The organism is Hymenobacter mucosus (genome assembly GCF_900188255.1).
GTDB lineage: Bacteria > Bacteroidota > Bacteroidia > Cytophagales > Hymenobacteraceae > Hymenobacter > Hymenobacter mucosus.
Genome location: NZ_FZNS01000008.1, coordinates 1 through 22,898 on the forward strand (window position 1 = coordinate 1; position 22,898 = coordinate 22,898).

20 protein-coding genes are annotated in these 22,898 nt (G+C 57.0%); 14 read left to right on the top strand and 6 right to left on the bottom strand.

Annotated elements, in window-relative coordinates:
- Nucleotides 1-469 precede the first annotated feature (469 nt).
- Nucleotides 470-1,381: an AraC family transcriptional regulator gene (locus tag CHB83_RS17065; RefSeq protein WP_045688316.1), complete on the top strand. Its 912-nt coding sequence runs from the start codon at nt 470-472 to the stop codon at nt 1,379-1,381.
- Nucleotides 1,382-1,501: 120 nt separating this feature from the next.
- Here the strand turns inward: CHB83_RS17065 and CHB83_RS17070 are convergent, their stop codons facing one another.
- Nucleotides 1,502-2,074: a DUF6799 domain-containing protein gene (locus CHB83_RS17070; RefSeq protein WP_089333515.1), complete on the bottom strand. Its 573-nt coding sequence runs from the start codon at nt 2,072-2,074 to the stop codon at nt 1,502-1,504.
- Between the two features lie 165 nt (nt 2,075-2,239).
- On the opposite strand from CHB83_RS17070, the gene CHB83_RS17075 reads away from it, so the two are divergent.
- Together CHB83_RS17075 and CHB83_RS17080 are read left to right on the top strand one after the other, a co-directional pair.
- Nucleotides 2,240-2,689, top strand: coding sequence for a MarR family winged helix-turn-helix transcriptional regulator (locus CHB83_RS17075; RefSeq protein ID WP_045688318.1), 450 nt, complete (start codon nt 2,240-2,242; stop codon nt 2,687-2,689).
- 59 nt (nt 2,690-2,748) lie between these two features.
- Nucleotides 2,749-3,393 (top strand): YceI family protein, encoded by a 645-nt coding sequence (locus CHB83_RS17080; protein ID WP_045688319.1) that lies wholly within the window; start codon nt 2,749-2,751, stop codon nt 3,391-3,393.
- A gap of 90 nt (nt 3,394-3,483) precedes the next feature.
- Here CHB83_RS17080 and CHB83_RS17085 read toward each other — a convergent pair whose 3' ends face one another.
- The 3 genes from CHB83_RS17085 to CHB83_RS17095 all read right to left on the bottom strand — a co-directional run bounded on the left by CHB83_RS17085 (nt 3,484) and on the right by CHB83_RS17095 (nt 7,286).
- On the bottom strand, nt 3,484-4,254 hold the full coding sequence (locus tag CHB83_RS17085) for a hypothetical protein (RefSeq protein WP_089333516.1): 771 nt from the start codon (nt 4,252-4,254) through the stop codon (nt 3,484-3,486).
- 27 nt (nt 4,255-4,281) lie between these two features.
- Complete coding sequence (locus tag CHB83_RS17090; RefSeq protein WP_045688321.1) at nt 4,282-4,839, bottom strand: hypothetical protein; 558 nt, start codon at nt 4,837-4,839, stop codon at nt 4,282-4,284.
- Nucleotides 4,840-5,105: 266 nt separating this feature from the next.
- A complete protein-coding gene (locus tag CHB83_RS17095) occupies nt 5,106-7,286 on the bottom strand; it encodes a S9 family peptidase (RefSeq protein ID WP_089333517.1) in 2,181 nt (726 codons plus the stop codon).
- A 220-nt stretch (nt 7,287-7,506) separates the two neighbouring features.
- On the opposite strand from CHB83_RS17095, the gene CHB83_RS17100 reads away from it, so the two are divergent.
- The 5 genes from CHB83_RS17100 (at nt 7,507) to CHB83_RS17120 (ending at nt 13,331) form a co-directional block, all read left to right on the top strand.
- Nucleotides 7,507-7,788: an ATP-dependent Clp protease adaptor ClpS gene (locus CHB83_RS17100; RefSeq protein ID WP_045688322.1), complete on the top strand. Its 282-nt coding sequence runs from the start codon at nt 7,507-7,509 to the stop codon at nt 7,786-7,788.
- Nucleotides 7,789-7,926: 138 nt separating this feature from the next.
- The gene (recR, locus tag CHB83_RS17105; protein WP_045688323.1) at nt 7,927-8,541 is read left to right on the top strand and encodes a recombination mediator RecR; all 615 of its coding nucleotides are present in this window, start codon (nt 7,927-7,929) and stop codon (nt 8,539-8,541) included.
- Nucleotides 8,542-8,743: 202 nt separating this feature from the next.
- Entirely contained in the window at nt 8,744-10,726 is a 1,983-nt protein-coding gene (locus CHB83_RS17110; RefSeq protein WP_218823192.1) for a glycosyltransferase family 2 protein, read from the top strand.
- A 178-nt stretch (nt 10,727-10,904) separates the two neighbouring features.
- The gene (locus tag CHB83_RS17115; protein WP_045688324.1) at nt 10,905-12,125 is read left to right on the top strand and encodes a pyridoxal phosphate-dependent aminotransferase; all 1,221 of its coding nucleotides are present in this window, start codon (nt 10,905-10,907) and stop codon (nt 12,123-12,125) included.
- A 189-nt stretch (nt 12,126-12,314) separates the two neighbouring features.
- On the top strand, nt 12,315-13,331 hold the full coding sequence (locus CHB83_RS17120) for a bifunctional heptose 7-phosphate kinase/heptose 1-phosphate adenyltransferase (protein WP_045688325.1): 1,017 nt from the start codon (nt 12,315-12,317) through the stop codon (nt 13,329-13,331).
- Nucleotides 13,332-13,431: 100 nt separating this feature from the next.
- Here CHB83_RS17120 and hemE read toward each other — a convergent pair whose 3' ends face one another.
- Both hemE and CHB83_RS17135 read right to left on the bottom strand, forming a co-directional pair.
- Nucleotides 13,432-14,463, bottom strand: coding sequence for a uroporphyrinogen decarboxylase (gene hemE / locus CHB83_RS17125; RefSeq protein WP_045690149.1), 1,032 nt, complete (start codon nt 14,461-14,463; stop codon nt 13,432-13,434).
- Nucleotides 14,464-15,018: 555 nt separating this feature from the next.
- Nucleotides 15,019-15,645, bottom strand: coding sequence for a MarC family protein (locus tag CHB83_RS17135; protein ID WP_055562555.1), 627 nt, complete (start codon nt 15,643-15,645; stop codon nt 15,019-15,021).
- Nucleotides 15,646-15,871: 226 nt separating this feature from the next.
- On the opposite strand from CHB83_RS17135, the gene purE reads away from it, so the two are divergent.
- The 6 genes from purE to CHB83_RS17165 all read left to right on the top strand — a co-directional run bounded on the left by purE (nt 15,872) and on the right by CHB83_RS17165 (nt 22,888).
- Complete coding sequence (gene purE, locus CHB83_RS17140) at nt 15,872-16,354, top strand: 5-(carboxyamino)imidazole ribonucleotide mutase (protein WP_055562562.1); 483 nt, start codon at nt 15,872-15,874, stop codon at nt 16,352-16,354.
- 131 nt (nt 16,355-16,485) lie between these two features.
- The gene (locus CHB83_RS17145; protein ID WP_052695549.1) at nt 16,486-17,658 is read left to right on the top strand and encodes an endonuclease/exonuclease/phosphatase family protein; all 1,173 of its coding nucleotides are present in this window, start codon (nt 16,486-16,488) and stop codon (nt 17,656-17,658) included.
- Nucleotides 17,659-17,877: 219 nt separating this feature from the next.
- Nucleotides 17,878-18,525 carry a hypothetical protein gene (locus CHB83_RS17150; protein ID WP_143437173.1) on the top strand — a complete coding sequence of 216 codons (648 nt, stop codon included), beginning with the start codon at nt 17,878-17,880 and terminating at the stop codon, nt 18,523-18,525.
- Between the two features lie 54 nt (nt 18,526-18,579).
- On the top strand, nt 18,580-19,728 hold the full coding sequence (locus tag CHB83_RS17155; RefSeq protein WP_089333518.1) for an AAA family ATPase: 1,149 nt from the start codon (nt 18,580-18,582) through the stop codon (nt 19,726-19,728).
- Complete coding sequence (locus tag CHB83_RS17160) at nt 19,704-20,450, top strand: hypothetical protein (RefSeq protein ID WP_143437174.1); 747 nt, start codon at nt 19,704-19,706, stop codon at nt 20,448-20,450. The genes CHB83_RS17155 and CHB83_RS17160 overlap by 25 nt, the downstream gene beginning before the upstream one ends.
- Nucleotides 20,447-22,888, top strand: a complete 2,442-nt coding sequence (locus tag CHB83_RS17165; RefSeq protein WP_089333520.1) for a hypothetical protein — start codon at nt 20,447-20,449, stop codon at nt 22,886-22,888. The genes CHB83_RS17160 and CHB83_RS17165 overlap by 4 nt, the downstream gene beginning before the upstream one ends.
- Nucleotides 22,889-22,898 lie beyond the last annotated feature (10 nt).

The window sequence follows — 22,898 nt, forward strand, 5'->3', positions numbered from 1 at the left end:
CTTCGCCCCGGCGCAGGGCGTGCTCAACGAGGGCGGCGGGCGGCAGGTTTAGGTGGGCAGAGACGCCAGGCGCAAAGCCTAACGACGCGAGGCGGTTATCGGGGGTAACCATAGGATAGGGGGTTGGGAAGGAAAAAAGGAATGGGAAACCGACTTCGGAATTAGCACCATCCAAGAAATAGAGCGAATGAGCGAGACATAGCTTTCCCAGCTCTGCCTGTGGAAATAGGCAGACAAATAAAACATGTCAAAAAATACTGCTTAGGGAAGCTACTGTTACGCTCTTGTATGAACAGTGCTAAGTGGTACTACAAAGCTACTGGTGCACTGCTGAGCAGAGTAAGATGTTTTGGCCTATTGCTAGGACAAATGAAACATTTGGTCAATTCCTTCTGACGGACTAATCACCTTCTCTATTACATTCGCCTACGTCAGTGGCTTTCTTTAACGCCCGCAGTACCGCTCCGCTATGCACAAGGATATTGCTCATTATAACGGGTTATATGGCGACGATAAGGCTCAGGTTTCGCACAGCTACATCTACAGCCAGCTCATTGCTCCACGCAGCCGGGCAACTAACTGGGGCCTTAAGCCACACGTGCACGACAACTTGTACCAACTGTTCTTCTTGGAAGCTGGTAAGGCTACCCTGGACGCCGACGTGGAACCCGTAGAATTGTCTACGCCTTGCGTGGTGCTCATTCCGGCGCGGGTGGTGCACGGCTTCACGTTTAGCCCTCAGGTAAAAGGCCGCTCCCTTACGGTGGCCGAAGCCCTCCTAGACACTATTTTGCAGGTTAGCCCTTCTATTTTGATTGAGCTCAACAGCCTGCACGTGCTGTCGGCCTTCACGGAGGAAGAAAGCTTTGCGGAGCTACTTAGCCTAGAGCGGCATATTCACGCGGAAATGCACTCTCATTTGCCGGAAAGACAACTTGCCCTGAACGGCTATTTCAAGTTGCTATTCGTGAAGCTGTTTCGGCTGCTGAAGCACAAGCAACGCCAGGCCGACAGCAGCTCTAACCGCAACCTGCACTACTTCCACGAGTTTCAGAAAAGCGTGGCGCGGGCAGCTCCCTTCGAGAAAAAAATTGTGGAGTATGCCCGGGAGCTTAATATCACTTCGGTACACTTAAACCGGATTTGCCAAGCGGTAAAAGGAAAATCGGCGCTGGAAATTGTAAATGCCAACACGGTTCGGCGGGCGCACAACCACTTGGTGTATACATCCTCCTCCATCTCTGAAATTGCCTATACCTTACAATTCGCCGATTCCAGCTACTTCACCCGGTTCTTCCGCAAGCATACAGGGCTGTCGCCGTTGGCATACCGGGCTAGGGCCTACCGCGACCAAGCACAAGCCGACATCTTAGAAGAGTAGTACAGCAACGCCTCCTGGTGGGGGCCGCGCGTGGTGCCCACTGCATTAGTAGGTAGCTGCGTGTGCCCTCAGCAGGAGGCGTGTACGAAGGGGATGCTGCCTGATAGGGCAATCAAGAAACTACTTCAGCTTCGCGTCAAGGTCCTTAATCTGCTGGTCGAGCTGGCTGGTATCGGTAGGGCGTTGAGCATTGGTGCTCAGCAGACTGATTTTCTGGTTCAGCAACTGAATCTTCTCGCCCATGAGGGTAATCTTGTTGTTTAGCACGGTAAGCCGGGCTTCTACGTCGGCGGAGGAGTTGGGAGCCGGCCGGGTGTCTACGTACTTATCAAACTGGGCGGAAGTGGGTACAGAGTTGTCGCCCCGCGCCTGGGCTGCGCTGCTGGGGGTAGCAAATACAATTCCTCCGTCGGGGCGCACATAGTCACCCTCTTTCAGCGTCGTCATCTTGCCACCAGGAAGCTCCACAATTCCGCTTTTATAATTAATTTTAGTGCCGTTACGCAGCACTACATTTTTGCTAATAGCGGAAGGGCGGCCTCCTTGCATCAATACTACCTGACCATTCTGCATGAGGTAGCGCTCAGAACTAGCCGAAGTAGCTGCGGCTGGCGTAGCGGTTTGGGCGGTAGCGGTTGATGCCAGTGCCAGACTGGCAAAAAGGGCCGCAGCAGGAAGCAAAATGCGTTTCATGGGTGTAAGAAAATGGGAGTTGAAGTAGACATACGGAGGTAGGGGCCAAATGGTCTAGCTCAAGCGGAAACGAAAAAGATAGAAATAAGTGGAACGTGTGTTGCAACATTAAATGTATGTACATATATTTGCAGCATCATTCCGCATGACTTTGTGCTGGCTTACATGAAAATCGAAGACGAAATCAAGCAACGTACTTTCCTAGACCAATATCAGAAAGCCTATATCAATCTGGTATACACGGCTGGATGGCTGCAGCAGCGCCAAAGCGCTACGTTCAAAGAATTCGGTCTCACGCTGCCCCAGTTTAACGTGCTGCGCATTCTGCGTGGGCAGCACCCCAAGCCGGCTACTGTAAACCTGCTGATTGAGCGGATGCTGGACAAAACCAGCAATGCTTCCCGCATTGTGGACAAGCTAGAAGCCAAGCTACTGGTGACCCGCATTGTGTGCCCAAGCAACCGCCGGGCCGTGGATATTCGCATTACTGAGGAAGGACTAGCCCTGCTGGGGCGCCTAGACGAAGTAATGAAGCAACAGCAGCTCGGGGTGAATAACCTCACCGCTGAGGAAGCCACGCACCTGAGTGATCTTCTGGATAAAATTCGCGACTAATCTCGCCTCTCGCTTACTCTCCCTTACCCATTCTTTTGCTTTCACTGCTTTTTTCAACCATGAAAAAAATGATTCTGCCAGCTCTGCTGGCCACTGCTCTGCTGGCTGCTCCTGTATACGCTGGCCAACCCGTAGCTACGAAAGCCGCTGGCACCACGAAAGTGGCCGACAAAACCTACAAAGTGCAGCCCCAACTCAGCACCCTGGGCTGGGATGGCAAAGCCGTAACGCACGGTCATAACGGTACCGTACAGTTCTCAGGCGGTGATTTGCTGGTGCGTGGCAACCAGCTAGTAGGTGGCACCGTGATGGTTGACATGAAGACCATCAAGGCTACCGACATCAAGGACGCCGAAACGAACACCAAGTTCATGGGGCACATCACGTCCGACGACTTCTTCGGCGTGTCTGCTTATCCTACCGCTACCTTCAAAATCACGAAAGTAGCCTACATTAAAGGTGCCGCTGCTGGTGCTAACAACGCCAATATCACCGGCGACCTGACCATCAAAGGCAAAACCAACAGCATTACCTTCCCCGCCAAAGTGGGCGTGAAGGGTGGTGTAGCCGCCGCTAGCGGTACCGCTACCGTTGACCGTACTAAGTTTGACATCAAGTATGGCTCGAAGTCATTCTTCGACGGTATCGGCGACAAAGCCATCAATGATGACTTCACGCTGAGCTTCAACGTAATCGCCAAGTAAGCACGTAGGCTAAAGCCTGGTTGCGCTTGCAATCGAAAAGCCCCGCTGGTGATCCAGCGGGGCTTTTTTGTGGGTGGGAAAGGGAGTGCCCTATTGCGCTAGCCGACTCTGGCGGTCAAGCATCTGCTGCTGTAGTTGCTTAGTTAACGAAGCAGCCGGCTGCCGTTGTGGTGGAGTGGCAAGATTCCGCAAGTCAAATCGGAGCCAATACGTGCCGTCGGCATGCGTGAACTCGCGGTCTTGATTGACATCGGGTTTTACTTCTACGAGCAGAACATTGGTTTTGGGCAGTATCAGGCGATTTTCCAGATGCGTGCCGTCGGGTGTAAGCTGGTGGAGTTGCTGCCCGCTCCGGTCGGACGTAAACAGGGCGCTGGCATCTTCCTCGTTCTGGCTGCCATCGGCGTTTGTGTCCGCCTTGATAATGGTGTAGAACAGGTAAGGCCACCGGGCATCCGGTTTGATGTAGGTGTCAATTTCGGAAATGACGAAGCGCCCGTGCGAAAGCAACGCGTGCTCCTGTAAGGTCGATTTCTGAAAGAACAGTACGTTGTAGCAGGTGCCTTCAATGTTGCTGCTGGTCTCATCGTATTCGCTGCCGTAGGAACTGCTGGACAGGATACGACTGCGGACGGTCTGGTCTAATGGCACCACCGAAATCGGCTGATAATAAAAATCAGTGCTATCTAAGCTTACGGGCGCATTGTAGTGCACCCGGTACTCGCGGGCGGCTTTGCGAACGGCCGCCGTATCTGGCGGTGCTTTCGCTGATGTGGCTGCTGGGCGCTGGGTGGAGCTTTCAGAGCAAGCCCCTAGGCTGCTGACTAGGATAAGAATAGCGGTACTGCGAGAAATAAGCATGGAGCAAGTTTTGCCCGCAATAAACTACTAATCTGGTAGCACAAGCTCCCGTGGCAGCTCAAACTTAAGACTACGACTCTTGGCGCGCGCGTGGAGCTGGGCGAGAAAGTCGTCTAGCTCCGGCTTGTACTCCAGCCAGAGGTCTTCGTGCAAATTCTGAAGCACAAGCTGAGTGGTGCGGGCCGCCAAACGGGCCGTGCTGGTGTAGAAACCGGCGTACACACTCTCAAACTGCCCGGTGTAGTTCTCGAAGATGTGGCGCAAGGTGTAAAGGTTCAGGTCTATTTCCAGGCGTTTATCCTTGGTGATGCGGCGGGCCTTGGCTACTTCCTTGGTGGCTTTACCCAGGGCCTTGGTAAGGCTGCGGTTGAGGAGGCGCCCCGTGGCGCCCACAGCAAATAGCTCGTGAATCTGATCGGAAGCCTGCTCAAACACGGTTTCCGTTGTTACGTCAGGTAGCAGCTCAAAACAAAGCGTGTCGTAGAGCTCTGCATCACGACGGGCAGCGCGCAGAAGCAAGGCTTCCTTCTCTTTGTCGGATAGATGTTTCAGAGCACGTTTGAATTCGGCGGACGGTACGGGCATACAAGAAAAGGCAGAGGTAGGCTACAAGTAAGCAAGAAACGCAGCTACGCAATTTTTGGTGGTATTGCTGTTCTATTTGATCTAGTCACTGCTGGTCTGGGAGTACTCGAATATCTACTCCGCTACCTGGAAATATATGCTCTAAGCGCGCGGCATAAAAGCATACGGGCCGCAGCTCAGCAGCTGCGGCCCGTGTTTACGGCTGACGGTTGGTTCTCATCCTTGGATAGATAGGAGGCCGGGGATGTTTCATTCCGGAAAAAAGGCTACAGCTTCTCGTCTAAGTATTGGGTAATCTTGTTGTAGAGGTGCACCCGGTCTTTGCCGCCTACATTGTGCGGGTGGCCGGGGTACACGAAGTAGTCGAGTTGGATGCCTTTATCGACGGCAGTTTTGAGGTAGTCGAGGCTGTGCTGCCACACTACCACGTCATCTACGGTGCCGTGGATGAGTAGGAGCTTGCCTTGCAGCTTGTCTACGTAGTTGAGCAGGTTGGCTTTTTCGTAACCTTCGGGGTTTTGCTGGGGCGTATCCATGTAGCGCTCCGTATACATGATTTCGTACAGGCGCCAGTCGATAACCGGACCGCCACCCACGCCTACTTTAAAGGTGCCGGGGCTGCGCGTCATCAGGGTGGTAGTCATGAAACCGCCAAAGCTCCAACCGTGGATGCCCATGCGGGCCTGGTCTACGTAGGACAAGCTCTTCAGGTATTCAACTCCCGCAAGCTGGTCGGCCATTTCTACGGTGCCGAGCTGCCGGAACGTGGCCCGCTCGAACGCCGAACCCCGGTTGCCGCTCCCGCGCGAATCGACGGTAAACACAACGTAGCCTTTCTGCGCCATCAGCTGCATCCAGAGGTTGCCGCCACCCAGCCACGAATCCGTGACGAGCTGCACGTGCGGGCCGCCGTAGAGGTACACTACGGTAGGATATTTCTTGCTGGCATCGAAGTTGGGCGGCGTAGTGAGGCGCCCGTAGAGGGTAGTGCTACCGTCGGCGGCCTTGATGGTGACGAGCTTGGTTTCGCCCAACTGGTAGCCTGTAAGCGGGTTTGGCGCCGTAAGCAGCGTTTGCGCGGGCTTACCATCAGCCACGCGTACTGTGCGGATGATGCGCGGCGTGGTAGTGCTGCTGTACGTGTCGAGTAGGTAGGTGCCGCTGGGGCTGAGTGTGGCGGTATGGGTGCCCTGGCCTTGGCTGAGTTGGCGGGGCTTCCCGCCGCTGAGCTTCACGGCATATAGCTGCCGCTGCAAAGGGCCAGCCGCCGTGCTCTGAAACACTACCTCCCGGTTTTTATCGGCAAAGCCTAATAGGTCCGTGATTTGCCAGCTGCCTTTCGTAAGCTGGCGCAGCAGCTTGCCACTGGTGCTGTACAGGTACAGCTGCTCGTACCCATCGCGCTGGCTGCGCCAAATGAACTGGTCAGGGTGGCCCGGTACGAAGGTGAGCGGGTGCAAGGGCTCCACAAAATCGTGGTCTGACTTTTCCTCGAACAACGTCTTTACCAAAGCGCCGGTGGTTGCGTCATACTGGTTTAGCTTCAGGTGGTCTTGGTTGCGGTTTAGCACGGCTACATACACCGACTTCTCGTTGGGGCTCCAACTGATATTAGTAAGGTATTGCTCCTTGGGTTCGCCGGTCTGTAAAAACACCGTTTTGCGCGAGTTCAGGTCATACACGCCCACCGTTACCTCGTGGCTTTTGTCGCCAGCCATTGGGTACTTGAATGGCTTTGCCTGCGCCGGAGCAGTGGAAATATCAACCAGCGGATAATCCGTTACCATGGTCTGGTCCATGCGGTAGTAGGCCAGCTTAGTGCCGGTAGAGCTCCAGAAAGTACCTTTCGTGATGCCGAACTCCGAGCGGTGAGCCGCCTGCCCGTTCACAATGCTGGGGGTAGCTTCCTGCGTCACCGCTTCATTTTCACGGCCCGCCAACGAGATGTACAGGTTCTGGTCTTTGGTGTAGGCTACGCGGGTTCCGCTGGGGTCCGGGTCCACATTTTCAGCATCGGTAGCATACCCAAACAGGGCGGCGGCTTGCTTGGTGGCGGCGTCCACGCGGTACACCGTACCAGCGCGAGTGATTTGGAAGCTATTCGCGGCGCTCCACGTTACTACCGGAAACGCCGTGGCCTTCACGGCGGGGGCGCCGGCCGTTTGCAAGGCTTGGCTCAGCTCAGCTAGCGTCATGATGGCCTTGGTCTGGCCACTATTTGTGCCGCGTACCAGTTCATCGTGCCCGCCTTCAATACGCAGGTAGCTGAAATCATCAGCAGAACCCGGAATCCAGGAAAGCTGCCGCAGACTCTGGGGTTGCAGGCTGCGGTTGAGGAAGGCATCTTCCATGGTCAGCAGTTGCTGCTGGGCGCGGGCGGGTAGGTGCGTCAGCACCACCACGGCTAGCAGTGGGAGTACCCGCAAGCGAGAAATAAAGTGAAGCATGAAAAGGAGAAGGGTAGGGGAAACGAAAGCCGAATCTACAGCAGAATCTGGATGCCATGCGCCCAGCCGCCGCCCGCAAACCACCGGCTACTACCGCCGCCCAATGGCTGGTTTTTTTACTCGCTAAGTGCGAAACAATTCTGCCAATCAAGTAGTTATACCAAGTTTATTGAGGCTAGTAAACCCGGTTTTTCGCCCATTTTTTCCGTATTTTTGCACCATGAACAGCAACCCGCAAATCGAGTACGACGAGGACGTTCTGCTCCTGGAAGAAACTATTGACGTGCGCGACCTCATCGTGTACAACGATGATATCAACACCTTCGAACACGTAATTCGCACCCTCATTGATGTGTGCGGGCATGAGCCTGAGCAGGCCGAGCAGTGCACGTTGCTCATCCATTACAAAGGCCAGTGCACCGTAAAGCATGGCTCCTACGATGAGCTGGCTGACATGTGTACCGCCATTCACGACCGGGGCATCTCCGCCGACGTAATGTAAGCCATACTAGGCCGAAAAAATCTGTCATCCGGCGCACCAAAAGGACTTATCACGGGCCAGTTGTTGTTACACAATAGGTCCATTACTGTCCGTTGTGCGGCCCGGATGACACGCTTTTTTTACTACTTCTCGATCTGAATGGAATTCCCTTCCAAACTCATAGAAAACGCCGTGGGCGAGCTGGCAAAGCTGCCGGGCGTGGGCAAGAAAACCGCGCTACGACTGGCTCTGCATTTGCTTAAGGCCGAGACGGATACTACTGCCTCCCTGGCCGAAGCCTTGGCGAAGATGCGTTTTGAAATTCGCTACTGCGACACCTGCCACAACATCTCTGATACGGCCGAGTGCAGTATCTGCGCCAACCAGCTTCGCGACCAAAGCACGGTTTGCGTAGTATCGGACATTCGCGATGTTATTGCCATCGAAAATACGGCCCAATACCAAGGCACCTACCACGTGCTGGGCGGTGTGATTTCCCCCATTGAAGGCATCGGCCCTGGCGACCTGACCATCGACTCGCTGGTAGAGCGTGTGACTAAGGACGGGTCCGAGATTCGGGAGGTTATTTTGGCCATCAGCCCCACTATGGAAGGCGACACGACGGCCTTCTACCTCTCGCGCAAGCTGCGGGATATTCCCCAGGTGCACGTCAGCACTATTGCCCGCGGTATCCCCATGGGCGGCGAGCTAGAGTACGCCGACGAAATTACGCTGGGCCGTAGCATTGTGGAGCGCCAGCGTCAGGCTCGGTAGGCGTTTGCGGCGCCCGCCAGGAACTTAACATTTTCTTAAAAAAGCCTCTCGGACGGAATCTGAGGGGCTTTTTTATATCGTATGCACTGTTTCTAAGAGAATGCAAGGCGATTGTACTGCTGAGGTAGTAAGCCGTCCGGTTGTGTGATTCTTCGTTCGGTCAATCGTTGTTACCTTTCGTGGCCCTTCCCCGCCTGTACCTGTGCCGTCCTCCATTACGCTCTCGGTCGTCATCGTCAATTACAACGTCTGCTACTTTCTAGAGCAGGCGCTACTTTCGGTGCGGCGAGCAGTAGAAAAGCTAGGGCAGCCCGTGGAGGTGTTCGTGGTTGACAACAACTCGGTGGACGGCTCGGTGGCAATGGTGCACAGCCGGTTTCCGGAGGTTCATCTTATCGAAAATAAAAACAACCCTGGCTTTTCTCGCGCCAATAACCAAGCGCTGCGCCGGGCGCGGGGCAAGTACGTGCTTCTACTCAACCCCGACACGGTAGTAGAGGAAGATACCTTCCGGCTGTGCTGCGAGTTTATGGAAGCCCACCCCGACGCGGGAGGGCTGGGCGTGAAGATGCTTGATGGGCAGGGCCAGTTCCTGCCGGAAAGCAAGCGGGGCCTGCCTACGCCCTGGGTGGCGTTTTACAAGATATTTGGCCTAGCCCAGCTGTTTCCAACGTCGCGGCGCTTTGGGCGCTACCACTTAGGCTACCTCAATAAGGAGCAAACCCACCAGATAGAGGTGTTAAGCGGCGCTTTTATGCTGATGCGTCGGGAAGCCCTCGACCAAGTAGGCCTGCTGGATGAGGACTACTTTATGTACGGCGAGGATATTGACCTGTCGTATCGACTTACGCAGGCCGGCTGGAAAAACTACTATTACCCGGGTACGCGCATTATCCACTACAAAGGAGAAAGCACCAAGCGCACGAGCGTAAACTACGTTTTCGTGTTCTACCGGGCCATGGTCATCTTCGCTCAGAAGCACTTTGCCCCCGGGCGAGCGGGCACTTTCCGCATTCTGATTAACCTCGCTATTTGGCTGCGAGCCGGCGCGGCGGTAATAGAGCGCCTACTGGTGCAGGTGGCACCCGCCCTACTTGATGGTGCGCTGGTGTACGGAGGTATGTATTTTCTCAAAACGTATTGGGAGCAGAACCATCGGTACGTACGCGCGCCCTACCCCGATAAGTACATGGAAGTGGCCGTGCCGGTATACGTGGCAGTATGGTTGATTTCGTGCTTTTTCAGTGGGGCCTACGACAAGCCCATCCGCACCAGCCGTATTGTGCGGGGCATCTTTGTGGGCACGGTGCTAATATCGGCCGTCAGCAACTTCCTGGACCCGTGGCGCTTTTCCAAGGCCCTCATTGTGCTGGGAGCAGTGTGGGCGGTAGCGGCTTTGCTGCTCCGGCGCGAACTGGCTAACCTTATCCGGCACCGCACTTTTCGCCTGGCAGATCGGCACCAGAAAAACGTGGGCATCGTTGGCTCCCAGCAGGAAAGCCAGCGGGTGCGTCATTTGCTGGAACACGCCGCCGTACCGGCCCGCATCATTGGCTACATCGAACCAAACGGGAGTGCCGCGCCGCCCGCCGACGATGTGCTGGGTGAGGTACGCCAGCTCGATGATATTATCCGCATCTACCAGCTGGATGAGTTGATTTTTTGCGGGCGCGACCTTCCCGCCAGCCAAATTATTGGCCTAATGGTGTCGTTGCCCCAGCACCCGCCGGTAGCGTACAAAATCCTACCCCAAGACAGTGAGTACATCATTGGTAGCTCCGGCAAAAACTCGCCCGGCGACTACTACACGCTAGATATTACGCTCAATCTGTTTCGGCCCCAGCAGGTCCGCAACAAGCGCGTGCTCGACATCCTGACCAGCCTGTTCCTGCTGCTGGCTTCGCCGGTACTCGTGTGGTTGCAGACTCACAAAGGAGAGTTTCTTCGCAACTGCCTGCGGGTACTAGGTGGCTCGCGCACCTGGGTGGGCTTGCGCTACGCTGCCGCCCCTCGGCGGGTGGCACAGGCCATCCTGTCGCCGGCCGATGCGGCGCGCTCAGCCGCCCCGCTTACTGATGCCACTCGGCGGCGCCTGGAGCTACTTTATGCGAAAGACTACGAGCCAAGCATGGACCTGCGGCTGCTGCTCCGCTGCTTCCGGTGCCTGGGCCGCACAGACGGCTAGGCGCTGACCCTCGGGATGATACGTGGGCGTAGCTGGGCGTTAGAGAACGTAAAAGCGTAGGATGTTAGATTGGGCGGTGCCGAATCTTTTGCGTTCCTTACCACTTCGGTCTGCCCCAGTGGGCTGGCCGAGTTTGGTGCCTTCTGTACTTTTACGCTTTCCATCACCTCTACCGTTCATGTCCGCAGTTTCTACCCTCGCGCCGTCTGTTCTGTCCGATCGTATCAATGCCATGCAGGAGTCGCAGACAATTGCCATGGCCAAAAAAGCCCGCGAGCTGGCCGCCCAAGGCTTAGATGTTATCAACCTAAGCTTTGGCGAACCCGACTTCCAGACCCCGCAGTATATCAAAGACGCCGCCAAGAAGGCGCTTGACGAAGGTTTCACGTTCTACACGCCCGTACCCGGCTACCTCGACCTGCGCCAAGCCATCTGCGACAAGCTGCAGCGCGACAACCAGCTAGACTACAAGCCCGAAAATATTGTGGTGAGCACCGGGGCCAAGCAGTCGTTGGCCAACGTGGTGATGAGCATGGTCAACCCCGGCGACGAGGTTATCGTGTTTGCGCCCTACTGGGTGAGCTACGAGGAGATGGTGAAGCTAGCCGAAGGTACGCCCGTACCGTTGATGGGCTCTCTGGAAAACGACTTTAAAGTGACGGCCGCCGAACTAGAAGCTGCCATTACGCCCCGCACCAAGCTCATCATGTATTCTTCGCCCTGTAATCCTACGGGCTCGGTGTTCTCGCGTGAAGAGCTGGCCGACATTGCGGAGGTAGTGGCCCGCCATCCGCAGGTGCATGTGCTAGCCGACGAAATCTATGAGTACATCAACTTCGTGGGCGAGCACGTGAGCATTGCGCAGTTCTCCGACATCAAAGACCGCGTAATCACGGTCAATGGCTTCTCGAAGGGCTATGCCATGACGGGCTGGCGCGTGGGCTACCTGGCGGCTCGCAAAGAAATTGCTTCAGCTTGTGAAAAGATGCAAAGCCAGATTACCTCTGGCACCTGCTCCGTAGCCCAGCGCGGTGCCTTGGCCGCCCTGCAAGGCGGGCGCACCTCCGCCGACGAAATGGTAGCCGCCTACCGTCGCCGTCGCGACCTAGTGCTGGAACTGGTGCAAGACGTGCCCGGCTTCCGCACGCCCACGCCTAGCGGCGCCTTCTACATTTTTCCCGATGTTACGGGGTACTTCGGCAAGCAGACCCCCGATGGCAGCACCATTACATCGGCCGCCGAGCTGGCGTTGTTCATTCTCAATGATGCCCATGTAGCGGCAGTAGACGGTGGGGCCTTCGGAGCACCCAACTGCATTCGTTTCAGCACCGCCGCCGCCGACGAAAAGCTGCGGGAGGCGTTTATTCGCATTAAAGCCAGCCTCCTGAAACTGGTTTAAACGCGTGGGCAAGCACGCCCACCCAGACGTAGTAACAGCGCTCCGGCGCAGAACACGTAGCAAAAGCCCCGGCTCAGCCGCCCCGCGTCGGGCAGAGCTGTTGGGGCCAAGGCTTGTGTCTGCGGCCGGAGCGTTGCACTATTGGCATACTACCTACCTTTGCGGCTCATACCCCCTGATTTCGCCGTAATGCCCGTTGCCGCCGTACCGCCCGCTTCTCTGCCCGAACTTTTTGCTGCCTTCGACCGCCTCACCGTCCTGATTGTGGGCGATGTGATGATGGATGCCTACGTGTGGGGCAAGGCCACCCGCCTCTCACCCGAAGCGCCGGTGCCGGTAGTAAATGTAAGCCGCACCGAGCAGCGCCTGGGTGGGGCCGCCAACGTAGCTCTGAACGTACAGGCTCTGGGAGCTACCCCATTGCTGTGCGCCGTGATAGGAGAGGACCAGGGCGGCGACCAGCTAGTGGAACTACTGCATGCCACCGGCTTATCGGCCGAGGGCATTGTGCGCTCCGGCTACCGGCCTACCACCGTGAAGCAGCGCATTCTCGCCCATGGTCAGCAACTCCTACGCATCGATTCGGAGGTGGAAACAGACCTCAACGGCGAGGAAAATGCGGGCCTCACGGCCCGGTTTGAACAGCTTCTGTCTCGCGCCGACGTAGTGATTTTTGAGGATTATGATAAAGGCGTCCTCAATGAAACCAGCATTCAGCACTTCGTTCAGCTAGCCCGCCAGCAGGGCATTCCAACCGTCGTTGACCCCAAGAAAAAGAACTTCCTGGCGTATCGGAACTGTACGCTTTTCAAACCCAATTTGAAGGAGCTACGCGAAGGACTGAAGCTGGAGTTTGGCGATAATGACGCCGACCGGCCCCAGTTTGAAGCGGCGGTAGCGCGGCTGCGGGAGGTACTCACCCCCGAAATTGTGCTCGTGACGCTTTCGGAACGCGGCGTTTTCGTGGAGAACAGCGAAAGGAAGCCTACCTACATTCCGGCCCACCTGCGCAGCATCTCCGATGTATCGGGCGCCGGCGATACGGTCATCAGTATTGCGGCTCTGTGCGTGGCGCTGGGCTTGCCAGCTCCCACAACGGCCGCGTTGGCTAACCTGGGTGGGGGCTTAGTATGCGAGCAAGTAGGGGTAGTGCCCATCGAAAAAACCTTGCTCCTAGCCGAAGCTCAAGAGAAGCGGGTACTCTAGCTAGGTAAGGTAAGTAAGGCAACAAAACACCAGCGGGGCCGCGCCTAGTAAATAATTTACTAGGCGCGGCCCCGCTGCTTTGTGGGTGCGTATGCTGCTACTACCGCTGGCGGGCGCTGTACTCCTTTACCGTTTCAATAAACACCTTCACGTTATCCGGATTGGTGTCGGGGTACACGCCGTGGCCTAAGTTGGCAATGTGGCGGTGCGGCCCAAATTGGTCAAGCATTTGTTTGGTTGCGGTGCGCACTTGCTCGGGCGTGCCGTAGAGGGCGCAAGGGTCGAGGTTGCCCTGTAGCGTTTTGTTGCCAACGAGAGGGCGCACGGTGCGGGCATCTTGGTTCCAGTCGAGGCCGATGGTGCGGCAAGGAAGCTGGGCAAATTCCTCTACGGCCCAGAAGGCACCCTTCGCAAATACCGTTACGGGTACTTCCGGAATGGCCTGGCAAATTTCGGCAATGTAGCGGGTGCTAAATTCCTGGTAGTGGGCGGGTGGTAGAATGCCCGCCCAGGAGTCGAATACCTGCACAATGTTGGCGCCGGCTTCCACTTGCGCGCGTAGGTAGGCAATGGTCGTATCCGTGATTTTGCGCAGCAGCTGGTGGGCCAGTGCCGGCTCGGCGTAGAGCAGGCGGCGGGCCTTGCTGAAGGTTTTGGAGCCGTGGCCTTCTACCATGTAGGCCAAGATGGTCCAGGGGGCGCCCGCAAAGCCAATCAGTGGCACGCGGCCATTGAGGGCCTGCTTAGTGACGCGAATGGCCTCCAGCACGTAGCCCAAATGCTCCTCCGGGTCGGCCACGCGCATGCGCTCCACATCGTGGGCCGTTTTGATGGTTTCAGGAAACAACGGGCCGCGGGCTTCCACCATCTCGTAGGTGAGGCCCATGGCTTCTGGCACCACCAGAATGTCGGAAAAGATAATGGCGGCGTCTACGTCGAGCGCATCCACGGGCTGGATGGTGACTTCGGCGGCCAGCTCGGGAGTTTCTACTAGTTCTTTGAAGCCGCTGAGACGGCCCCGCAGGGCACGATATTCGGGCAGGATGCGGCCGGCTTGGCGCATGAGCCATACGGGGGTGCGCTCAGTTTCTTCGCCACGGGCGGCACGGAGGAGGAGGTCGTTCTTCAGCATAGGAAGTACAAAGATAGGTCGCCCGCGCTACCACAACATAAGCAATTAGGCTACGGAATAGATATTGGGCCCTTCATAAGGTAAATAACAAGCCGCTTGGGTTCGGATAGAGCTTTAATCACGGCTTCCTCGCCTTCGGGCGGATGCTGTTCATGAACACGATTAAGCGTCGCTGAATCTAACTGTGTATACCAAAAGCTGATAAACACATGGGTGAGAGTATCCACTGTTATAGTGGTGTCCCTGACTAGATGATTCAGGCTATTAACAACCTTGATTCGGTGCTCGCCTGACTTTGCTAATACAGAATAACCATCATATTGGTCGGCAATACCAGAATAGCGAAAGGTGTCTTGAGCTACTACTGTTGTATCCCACTTGATTAGCAGATCCGTGGCTGGTTGGGTCCTACTACCATTCTCCACGTAGAAATAAACCGGAAAAGACTGTGCGGGAGTTTCTCGGTACGGTAGAGCTGGGCTATTGCAGCTATATAACCCATGATAAAGCAGTATGACCAGTAACAAGGCTGCCTTTTTCATCTGGCTCTGCAGTTTACCGGCTCAGGCCCGGAAACAGTGCTACAATGGCCGTAGCCAAGAAATTCACCCCGATGGCCAGCGTCAGGAAGCCCATGATGCGGGCCAGCGCGGCCATGCCGGGCCGCCCCAGAAACCGCGTGAGCCGGAGCGACGACATCAGGATGATGTACGCAGCCAGAGCTACCAAGCAGAAGCCTAGCACAATTAGCCCCATATCCGGCACGCTCAGCTTTTTTGTAAACAGGCCAATGCATACGGCCATGGAGCCCGGTCCTGAGAGCATGGGCATAGCCAGGGGCGTGAAGCTGATGTCATTTTTGTGCATACTTTCTTCCAGGGTCGCATCCGATACTTTGGCGCGGTTGCCACCGGGCGTGAGCAGGTCGAAAGCAGAACGCATGAGCAGGATGCCGCCCGCAATGCGCAGATGATGGATGTTGATACCAAAGAAGTTCAACACGTACTGGCCCGCAAAGAAGGATACCGTCAGGACCGCTACCATGTACAAGCAGGCCTTGAGGCCAATATTCGCTCGTTCGGCAGGCGTATCCTCCTCAGTCAGGGTCAGAAACACCGGCATAGCCCCGAAGGGGTTTACTACCGAGAACAAGGTAGTGAAAGTGGCAAGCAGGATTTCCATAAATAGGGGAGCACAGTATGGATGAGTAAAGGTACGAGCCTTTGAGAATCAGCAAACAGGGAAAATGCTATGTTTGAGGAGGAAACTCCCTTTCCGGGGGCGCGTAGAAGCCTATCCCGCCCTGCCCTGTCCTGTTTCTCTACATCGTCCCATGAGCACTACCCTTCCCGCCTCTTCGGCGGCCGACACACCAGCTCCCAACGATACGCCCCTCGTGGGCATCATCATGGGCTCCCAGTCAGACCTCAAAACCATGTCGGCGGCGGCCGAGCTGCTCCGGCAGTTTGGCGTCACCTACGAAATCACCCTGGTGTCGGCCCACCGTACTCCGCACCGCCTAGTGGAGTACGCCGAAACCGCCCGCAAGCGCGGCCTGCGCGTTATCATTGCCGGTGGGGGAGGAGCGGCCCACCTGCCGGGCATGGTGGCCTCGTTCACTACGCTGCCGGTTATTGGCGTACCCATCAACTCCGTTACCTCCATTCACGGACTCGATTCCATTCTGTCCATGCTGCAAATGCCGGCCGGAGTACCCGTGGCGACCGTAGCCCTCGACGGAGCCGCCAACGCCGCCGTGCTAGCCACCCAAATGCTGGCGCTCACCAACGCCCGCTTGGCCGACGTGTTGGAAAAATACCGTACTTCGCTTAAAGACAAGGTAATGCGCACCATTGAGGAGCTGCGCAAGGGTGGGTTTAGCGACGATTAGGTGACGGCATGAAAAGTGCAGTGGAGATGAGGGGCGTACTTTCGCCTAGCCAATGACCCGGCTTCATCTTCCCGCACAACGTTCACCTCGCTTGTTGCTTTCTTCTGTACCCACCCTTAGCTCCCTCGCAAGTGCCCGACCTCGACGTTTCCATCTGGATTTTGCTTGCGCATGGCTTCACCCTATTGCTGGCGGTAGTAGCCCTGGTTGCCACTGCGCTTCCCCTGCTGCGCCAAACGGCTTGGTGGATTAGAGTCTTTGATTTTCCCCGCCTGCAAATTGTTGGGGCCCTGCTCCTGACCCTGCTGGCCGGCGTTCTGCTTTCCTGGCACCAGCCCACCGACGGTACCTATTGGGGGCCCGCCCTGCTAGCACTCTTGGTAGTAGCCATTATCTACCAGTCGTACCGCATTGTGCCCTATACCACTTTGCTGGCCAAGCAGGTAGGCGATAGTACCCGGTTTGATAGCCAGCAGCACCTAAGCCTCACGGTCATGAACGTGTTGCAGTACAACAAGCAGGGCAAAAAGGCATTGGAGGTGCTGCAAAAGGCGGATGCTGATATCATCATGGCTGTGGAAACGGACAACTGGTGGTTAGAACAGCTCAAGCCTCTCACCGAAACTCACCCCTATACTTGCCACGAGCCCCTCGACAACACATACGGCCTGCTGTTCTTCTCACGCCTACCCCTGCACGGGTGTCAGATCAAGTACTTGCTGGATGATGATGTGCCCTCGGTGCATACCCAGGTAGAATTGCCCGATGGCAAAACCCGCATCCGGCTCTACGGTCTGCACCCCAAGCCGCCCGCACCGGCCGAATCGAAGACCAGCACCAAGCGCGACGCGGAGCTACTGCTGGTAGGCAAAGAAATCGACCGGAACGAGGAACCTACCATCGTGTTCGGCGATATGAACGACGTAGCCTGGTCGCATACTTCCGAGTTATTTCGCCGCATCAGCGGCCTGATGGACCCGCGCGTGGGCCGGGGCTTGCTCCCTACTTTCCACGCCGACTACCGCCTGCTGCGCTGGCCCCTTGACCACGTGTTCGTGTCAGCTCACTTCAAGGTAGATGATATGGAGCGTCTGCCCTACGTAGGCTCCGACCATTTTCCCATCTACATCAAGCTCAGCTACGAGCCCGAGGACAAAGAAATCCAGGAGGAAAACGCCGAGCAGGCCGACGCTGACGACCACGAGGAAGCCATTGAAAAAATTCAGGAGGGGTTCGAGGAAGAGGATGAAGAAGAGGAGGAGGAATCTCAGAACCCAACGCCCGCGAAAGAACTAACTACTTAACCGTCGCCTTACCTGGTGGCGCACGAGGCGGAGCTTATTCACTTGTGGGTAGGCTCCGTTTTTTTGTGCTCATCTAGTAAGCAAAGCACTACTTGGCGGTGCTGATCCGTTGAAGAATTCTTGCGAGTGTCGGCTGGAAAATGATGGGTTATGCGGTACTTGCAAGTAGTATAATTTCAGGGCGCCAGCCTTTTTACCAGGCATCACTCTCGGTGCCATATGCTATTCACTAGGAGATACTATCGGATGACGCTGGCTGGGTTTGTGAAAGAGTTGCTAGAAAGCGGGCAAGTGACGGTGATGGGAGAACCCATGGCCCTTGCTGCCGAAGACCAAGACGCCGTGCTGCACCAACTCCGGCAGTTCCACGCCGAAGATGCCGTGCACCAGCCCTACCAAGCGCCCAACTTTGACCCCGATGCGGCCTTGTGGGCAGCGCGCTACGTGTACCGGGTGGTGCAACTGGTATTGGTGCGGGAGCTGGATGACACGGCGGTGCAGGTGTGGTTGCAGGATTTTTCGGGCTCACCAACCCCCGAAGCCGTCTACTCCGTGGACCTCACTTTCCGGTACCTGCCTATCCTTCTGCACTTAGCACAAGGCCTAGCTCCGGCCGATGCCCTAGTGGCCCGCCTACAAGCCACGGCGCAGCAGTGGCCCTTTTCTTTTGTGGGCACAGCTACGCCCGAGCCTACTCCGGCAGCCATCCTGGAGCACCCCAGTTTGCGCACCGCCTATGCCGACCGCATTATTGCGGCCCGCGACCTGGCTCGGGCCCAGGAGCCCGCCGTAGCTGAGTTGGTGCGCGCGGCCCTCGGAAATTACGCCTCTACCTTATGGCCTGATTGGGCCACCTCACTGCTCTAGGGTGCCTGCTTCGTACTCTGCCTTCTTGTTTACTACCTCGTATTTTCTGTTTCTATGGCTAGCATAGCGCCAGCACACGCTCTCCTCATTGATAAGCTAAACCAGGTGGCGCGCCACCTCAAGAATACCTTCGTGGGCAAAGACGACATCATTGATTTGATGTGTATTTGCCTGGTAGGGCGCGAAAACCTGTTTCTGCTGGGGCCTCCCGGCACTGCTAAAAGCGCCCTGGTGCGGGCACTGGCGCAACGTCTGCAAGGCAAAACCTTTGAGTACCTGCTCACGCGTTTCACCGAGCCCAACGAGCTGTTTGGTCCCTTCGATATCCGCCGTTTGCGTGAGGGCGACTTGGTAACCAATACGGAAGGCATGCTTCCTGAAGCCAACCTGGTGTTTTTGGATGAACTCTTGAACGCCAACAGCGCTATTCTCAATAGTCTGCTCATGGTGCTGAACGAGCGGGTGTTTCGGCGGGGACGGGAGACCCGGCCCTTGCCGGCCTTGCTGATGGTAGGCGCCAGCAACCACCTCCCCGAAGATGACGCCCTGCAAGCGCTATTCGACCGTTTTCTGGTACGCGTGCACTGCGACTACGTGGCACCCACGGCGCTTGCTGAAGTACTGGAGGCTGGCTGGAACCTGGAAGCCCAGGCCGCCGCTGACGCCCCGGAAATCTCAGCCGAGGAAATTCTGCACCTGCAAGCGGCCATCCCCACCGTTGACCTCCGCGCCGTGCGCCCAGCCTACGCCGACCTGATAAGCCAGTTGCGCTTGGCTGGTTTGCCAGTATCAGATCGGCGAGCAGTGAAGTTACAGCGCCTGCTGGCCGCCAGTGCCCTGCTGTGCCAGCGCACGGAGGCCATTCCGTCGGACATGTGGGTGCTGCGCTACATCTGGGACACCGACGAGCAACGGGAGGTACTAGCCGGTATTGTTGACGCCGTAGTGCGGGCCGATGAAGCACCCGCCCAGCACCCCCGAGCCACCGGCACTGAGGCTCCCAATGCTGATACTATTTTCCAGGAAGTAGCCGCCCTAACGGCCCAATGGGACGAGCCAACTACCTCTCCCGCCGAGCGAACCGTCATCAAAGACCAGCTTCGCCACCTCAACGGGCGCTGCCAGTGGCTTACGAATGACGTGCAGCGCGCCTATGTGCAGGCTCCGCTGGATGCCCTATGGCAGAAAGTATTGCAGGCATGATAACAGAGCGCATTTTAGTTCTGCCTACCACTGCCCCCGTGGCGCTGGCAGCCGTGCGCAGTTTGCCCGGCTTGCGCGTGGCCATGCAGGCGGGGCACGTGTGGCTGCGGGGAGTGCCCGCGCCGCCTGTGCCGCTGGCAACTGCCATCCGGGCTTTGGCAGTTGCAGCTAGCTACGAGCTGGATACCGAAGGCAATTTGTTTCCCGCGGGCGGCCTGACCCCTACGGGGCGCCTACCAGAACTGGCTTGGCAGCCCATCCGGGAGTTTGTGCCGCTGGAGCTGCCCACGGCAGCATTGCCTGCCCAGCATCCTCCGCACTACCAAGTGCAGCTAGTGCCAACTGGACAATTCGAGCCAGGCGCCGCCGTGCTAACCACCCTGGCTGCCTGGAAGGCGTATGCCGAAGGGGCACCGCAAGTGCGCTTAGAGCAGCTCCGGTTTGCCGTATCGGCACGTCAGCAGGTACTGGTGCTGGGTACGCCCTTGCCTACTGTGCCAGGTCAGGAACTGTGGGTACGCCACGATATTTTACTACCCGCCGGACTAGACTTTGCCTCACCCTTGTTGGCTGAGTTGGTAGCTGCCAAACTCAATCCCGCGCGCGAGGCCCTGGTGCTGTTTGATGCTGCCGGTACGTGGCAGCGCGTGCCTTGGAGCAGCTTACAGCCCGCCACGCGCAGCGCCATTCGTCTCACTCAAGTAGGAAGCCAAGCAGGATGAATAAGCCATCAGCCCCCACCGATGCTACCAAACGAGCCGTAGCGTACTTTCATGCCTCGCAAGAATACTTCTGGCGGTGGGCCGAGCAGGAAGCCGTGGTAGAATGGAAAAATGGCGCCACCATCTGCTACCGGCAAGAGCTAGCTCAGCTTCTCACCGAGCTAGCGCCATCAGGCTTGCCTACCCTCAGCACCTTGCTGCTCCTACTAGCCGCGTGCCAAGGCAGCTGGGCAGAAGCAAATGGACAGCAGATACTTGAGGAAATAGCGTACCGCTTGTGCACGGCTGGTAAAGGTCAGGAAGAGGAAGTGGCTTATCTGCTTGAGCAAGCTGCTACTTTCCTGGATAGCGTAGCCGCCCTGCCCCGCGAGTTGCGGCAGGGAACAGCTAAACTACATCTGCTCCATACCATCTTCAGCTCCGAGTACCGACCCGTTTCTGCCGATTGGGCTCGCGACACGGTGGAGGAATGGACCAGTGGGCGCCTAGATGCGGTACTGGCCACTGCTGGCCCCGCAGCTACGTTGCAGCGCCTGGAAGTAGATATTGCCTTATTAATCCGGGCTTCCAAGCGTTTCCCCGCGGCCGCTAGCTTGGAGTTGCACATTCGCACAGGCCTGGCTGAGTTGCCAATTCCGCTGCCCGCGCCGGAAGTGGCAGAACGAGCCGTGCCCCTGCTTGACCAGTTGGCTGAAGATGCCCGCACGGTAGGGTTAGCCCGGCTTGCGCAGCGCGTTGTGGCTGCTTTGCACATTCCCCTGCACACCCAAGGTGCCAGCGACCAGCCCATTGGCGGCGTATCCGACGTAGCCAATCGGGGCAGTTTCGACCGGCTATTGCTGAGTGAGTTGGCCCACGACGATCTTTCGCTGCTAGCCCGCTTGGTCAACAACGAGGCGTTGTACCTGCGGCGAGAGGAGCCACCCCAGCCCCAACCCCGTCCGCGCACTATCCTGCTCGATACTACCCTGCGTTTGTGGGGCGTGCCTCGCGTGTTTGCTTTGTCGGCCGCCTTGGCGTGGGCCCAAAACGCCCGCGCCCCCCGTACCCATACGGGTCCGCTAGAGGCGTATGCCTTGGGAGGAAGCCGTGCACAAGCCATCGACATTACTACCAAGGCTGGTATAGTAGAGGCATTGGGTATCTTGGACCCCGCCTTGCACTGCGGTGAGGCCTTGCAAGTGTTTCTAGATCAAGAGGCAAGGGCTGCTCAGCTACCCGAGTGCCTGCTTATCACGGAAGCCCAGTTACTGCACCAGCCAGCTTTCACGCGTATACTGGCACATACTCCGGGCGTGCGGTTTCTGCTGACGGTGGACCGCACCGGTGAGCTACAGTTTTATGAGTATGCCCGCGGCCACCGTACCCAGCTAAGTACTACCCGCTTCGACCTTGATGCGCTGTTGTTTGCCCCTCTCCCGAAGCCCCGTTGGCGCTTGGCAGACGAAGAAGTAGCGGAACTGCCTCATTTCCTGAATGCTGACCCATGCCCCTTATACCTGCCCACTACCGGTATTCGGTCTGCGAAGACAACAGTTTTCTATGACACCCATTTGGGGGCAATAGGCGTCAGCACGACGCAACGCTTGCTCTATTGGCCCCAAAAGGAACGGGGAGCCCGTGAGCTGCTACCGGTTATTGAGTTGGGAACCTCTCACTTTGGCTTTGAGGGCGACGCGATAGTCTACCTGCTAATCTGTAACCCGTACGCGAAACGGCTGAAGCTCTACACGATTACGCCCGAGCAAAACCTGGTTAGGAGCCGCGACTTGGCAAGCAAAGAACTAGCCTGGGGCAGTAATCCTACGCCGCCCGAAATCACCTACCACGCCGGGGTCTTTTCCATTGTCCTGCTGGAAGGCTCATCACTGGCCGTTGACTGTCGGCGCCAGCAGATTGTGCCCTTTGACCCAGGCCAGCACCTGAGCAACAAGAAGCGTCCGGTGTACCTGCTGCACCAAGTTATGAAGCGCCACATCAATAACGGCTACACGGTATTGCAGCGCGTAAATCAGATGGGCGTGAACGTAGACGGTAAGCTAACTGTGGAGGGCTACGTGCTGCAACTGACGGAACAGGACACCCAACTGGAGCTACAGCCCAGAAAGCAGGACGGTACCGCCCGGCGCCTGGCTACTTTTGAGCCTGAGCCGCTAACCCTTGTGGAGAACCCGAACGTGGTGTTCCGGCGCCTTACCTGGGCCGACGGAAGCGTGGCAGTCATTGACCCCCGCGGCCTCCTGCACCTGCGTAGCTCCGACGCCAACCTGCCAGAATTGACTGTTGTGCTGGTGATTGGCAAGCCGACGGCTGCCTGGGCCTCCAATGGAGTAGTAGCGGGCTCCACCTATTTTACGGGCTCCGGCCACCAGCCCAGTATTCCGGCGGTAGAGTTCTATGATATCTATCTTCAACGCTTTATCGACCGGCTAGCCTAAATTCGTTTAT

What these genes read in the sequence shown, in the direction of transcription:
- CHB83_RS17135 (WP_055562555.1), bottom strand. Translation starts at nt 15,645, where the DNA reads ATGGAAATCCTGCTTGCCACTTTCACTACCTTGTTCTCGGTAGTAAAC.
- CHB83_RS17080 (WP_045688319.1), top strand. Translation starts at nt 2,749, where the DNA reads ATGAAAAAAATGATTCTGCCAGCTCTGCTGGCCACTGCTCTGCTGGCT.
- CHB83_RS17095 (WP_089333517.1), bottom strand. Translation starts at nt 7,286, where the DNA reads ATGCTTCACTTTATTTCTCGCTTGCGGGTACTCCCACTGCTAGCCGTG.
- CHB83_RS17155 (WP_089333518.1), top strand. Translation starts at nt 18,580, where the DNA reads ATGGCTAGCATAGCGCCAGCACACGCTCTCCTCATTGATAAGCTAAAC.
- hemE (WP_045690149.1), bottom strand. Translation starts at nt 14,463, where the DNA reads ATGCTGAAGAACGACCTCCTCCTCCGTGCCGCCCGTGGCGAAGAAACT.
- CHB83_RS17120 (WP_045688325.1), top strand. Translation starts at nt 12,315, where the DNA reads ATGCCCGTTGCCGCCGTACCGCCCGCTTCTCTGCCCGAACTTTTTGCT.
- CHB83_RS17065 (WP_045688316.1), top strand. Translation starts at nt 470, where the DNA reads ATGCACAAGGATATTGCTCATTATAACGGGTTATATGGCGACGATAAG.
- purE (WP_055562562.1), top strand. Translation starts at nt 15,872, where the DNA reads ATGGGCTCCCAGTCAGACCTCAAAACCATGTCGGCGGCGGCCGAGCTG.
- CHB83_RS17085 (WP_089333516.1), bottom strand. Translation starts at nt 4,254, where the DNA reads ATGCTTATTTCTCGCAGTACCGCTATTCTTATCCTAGTCAGCAGCCTA.
- CHB83_RS17150 (WP_143437173.1), top strand. Translation starts at nt 17,878, where the DNA reads ATGCTATTCACTAGGAGATACTATCGGATGACGCTGGCTGGGTTTGTG.
- CHB83_RS17115 (WP_045688324.1), top strand. Translation starts at nt 10,905, where the DNA reads ATGTCCGCAGTTTCTACCCTCGCGCCGTCTGTTCTGTCCGATCGTATC.
- CHB83_RS17090 (WP_045688321.1), bottom strand. Translation starts at nt 4,839, where the DNA reads ATGCCCGTACCGTCCGCCGAATTCAAACGTGCTCTGAAACATCTATCC.
- CHB83_RS17100 (WP_045688322.1), top strand. Translation starts at nt 7,507, where the DNA reads ATGAACAGCAACCCGCAAATCGAGTACGACGAGGACGTTCTGCTCCTG.
- CHB83_RS17165 (WP_089333520.1), top strand. Translation starts at nt 20,447, where the DNA reads ATGAATAAGCCATCAGCCCCCACCGATGCTACCAAACGAGCCGTAGCG.
- CHB83_RS17075 (WP_045688318.1), top strand. Translation starts at nt 2,240, where the DNA reads ATGAAAATCGAAGACGAAATCAAGCAACGTACTTTCCTAGACCAATAT.
- CHB83_RS17160 (WP_143437174.1), top strand. Translation starts at nt 19,704, where the DNA reads ATGGCAGAAAGTATTGCAGGCATGATAACAGAGCGCATTTTAGTTCTG.
- recR (WP_045688323.1), top strand. Translation starts at nt 7,927, where the DNA reads ATGGAATTCCCTTCCAAACTCATAGAAAACGCCGTGGGCGAGCTGGCA.
- CHB83_RS17070 (WP_089333515.1), bottom strand. Translation starts at nt 2,074, where the DNA reads ATGAAACGCATTTTGCTTCCTGCTGCGGCCCTTTTTGCCAGTCTGGCA.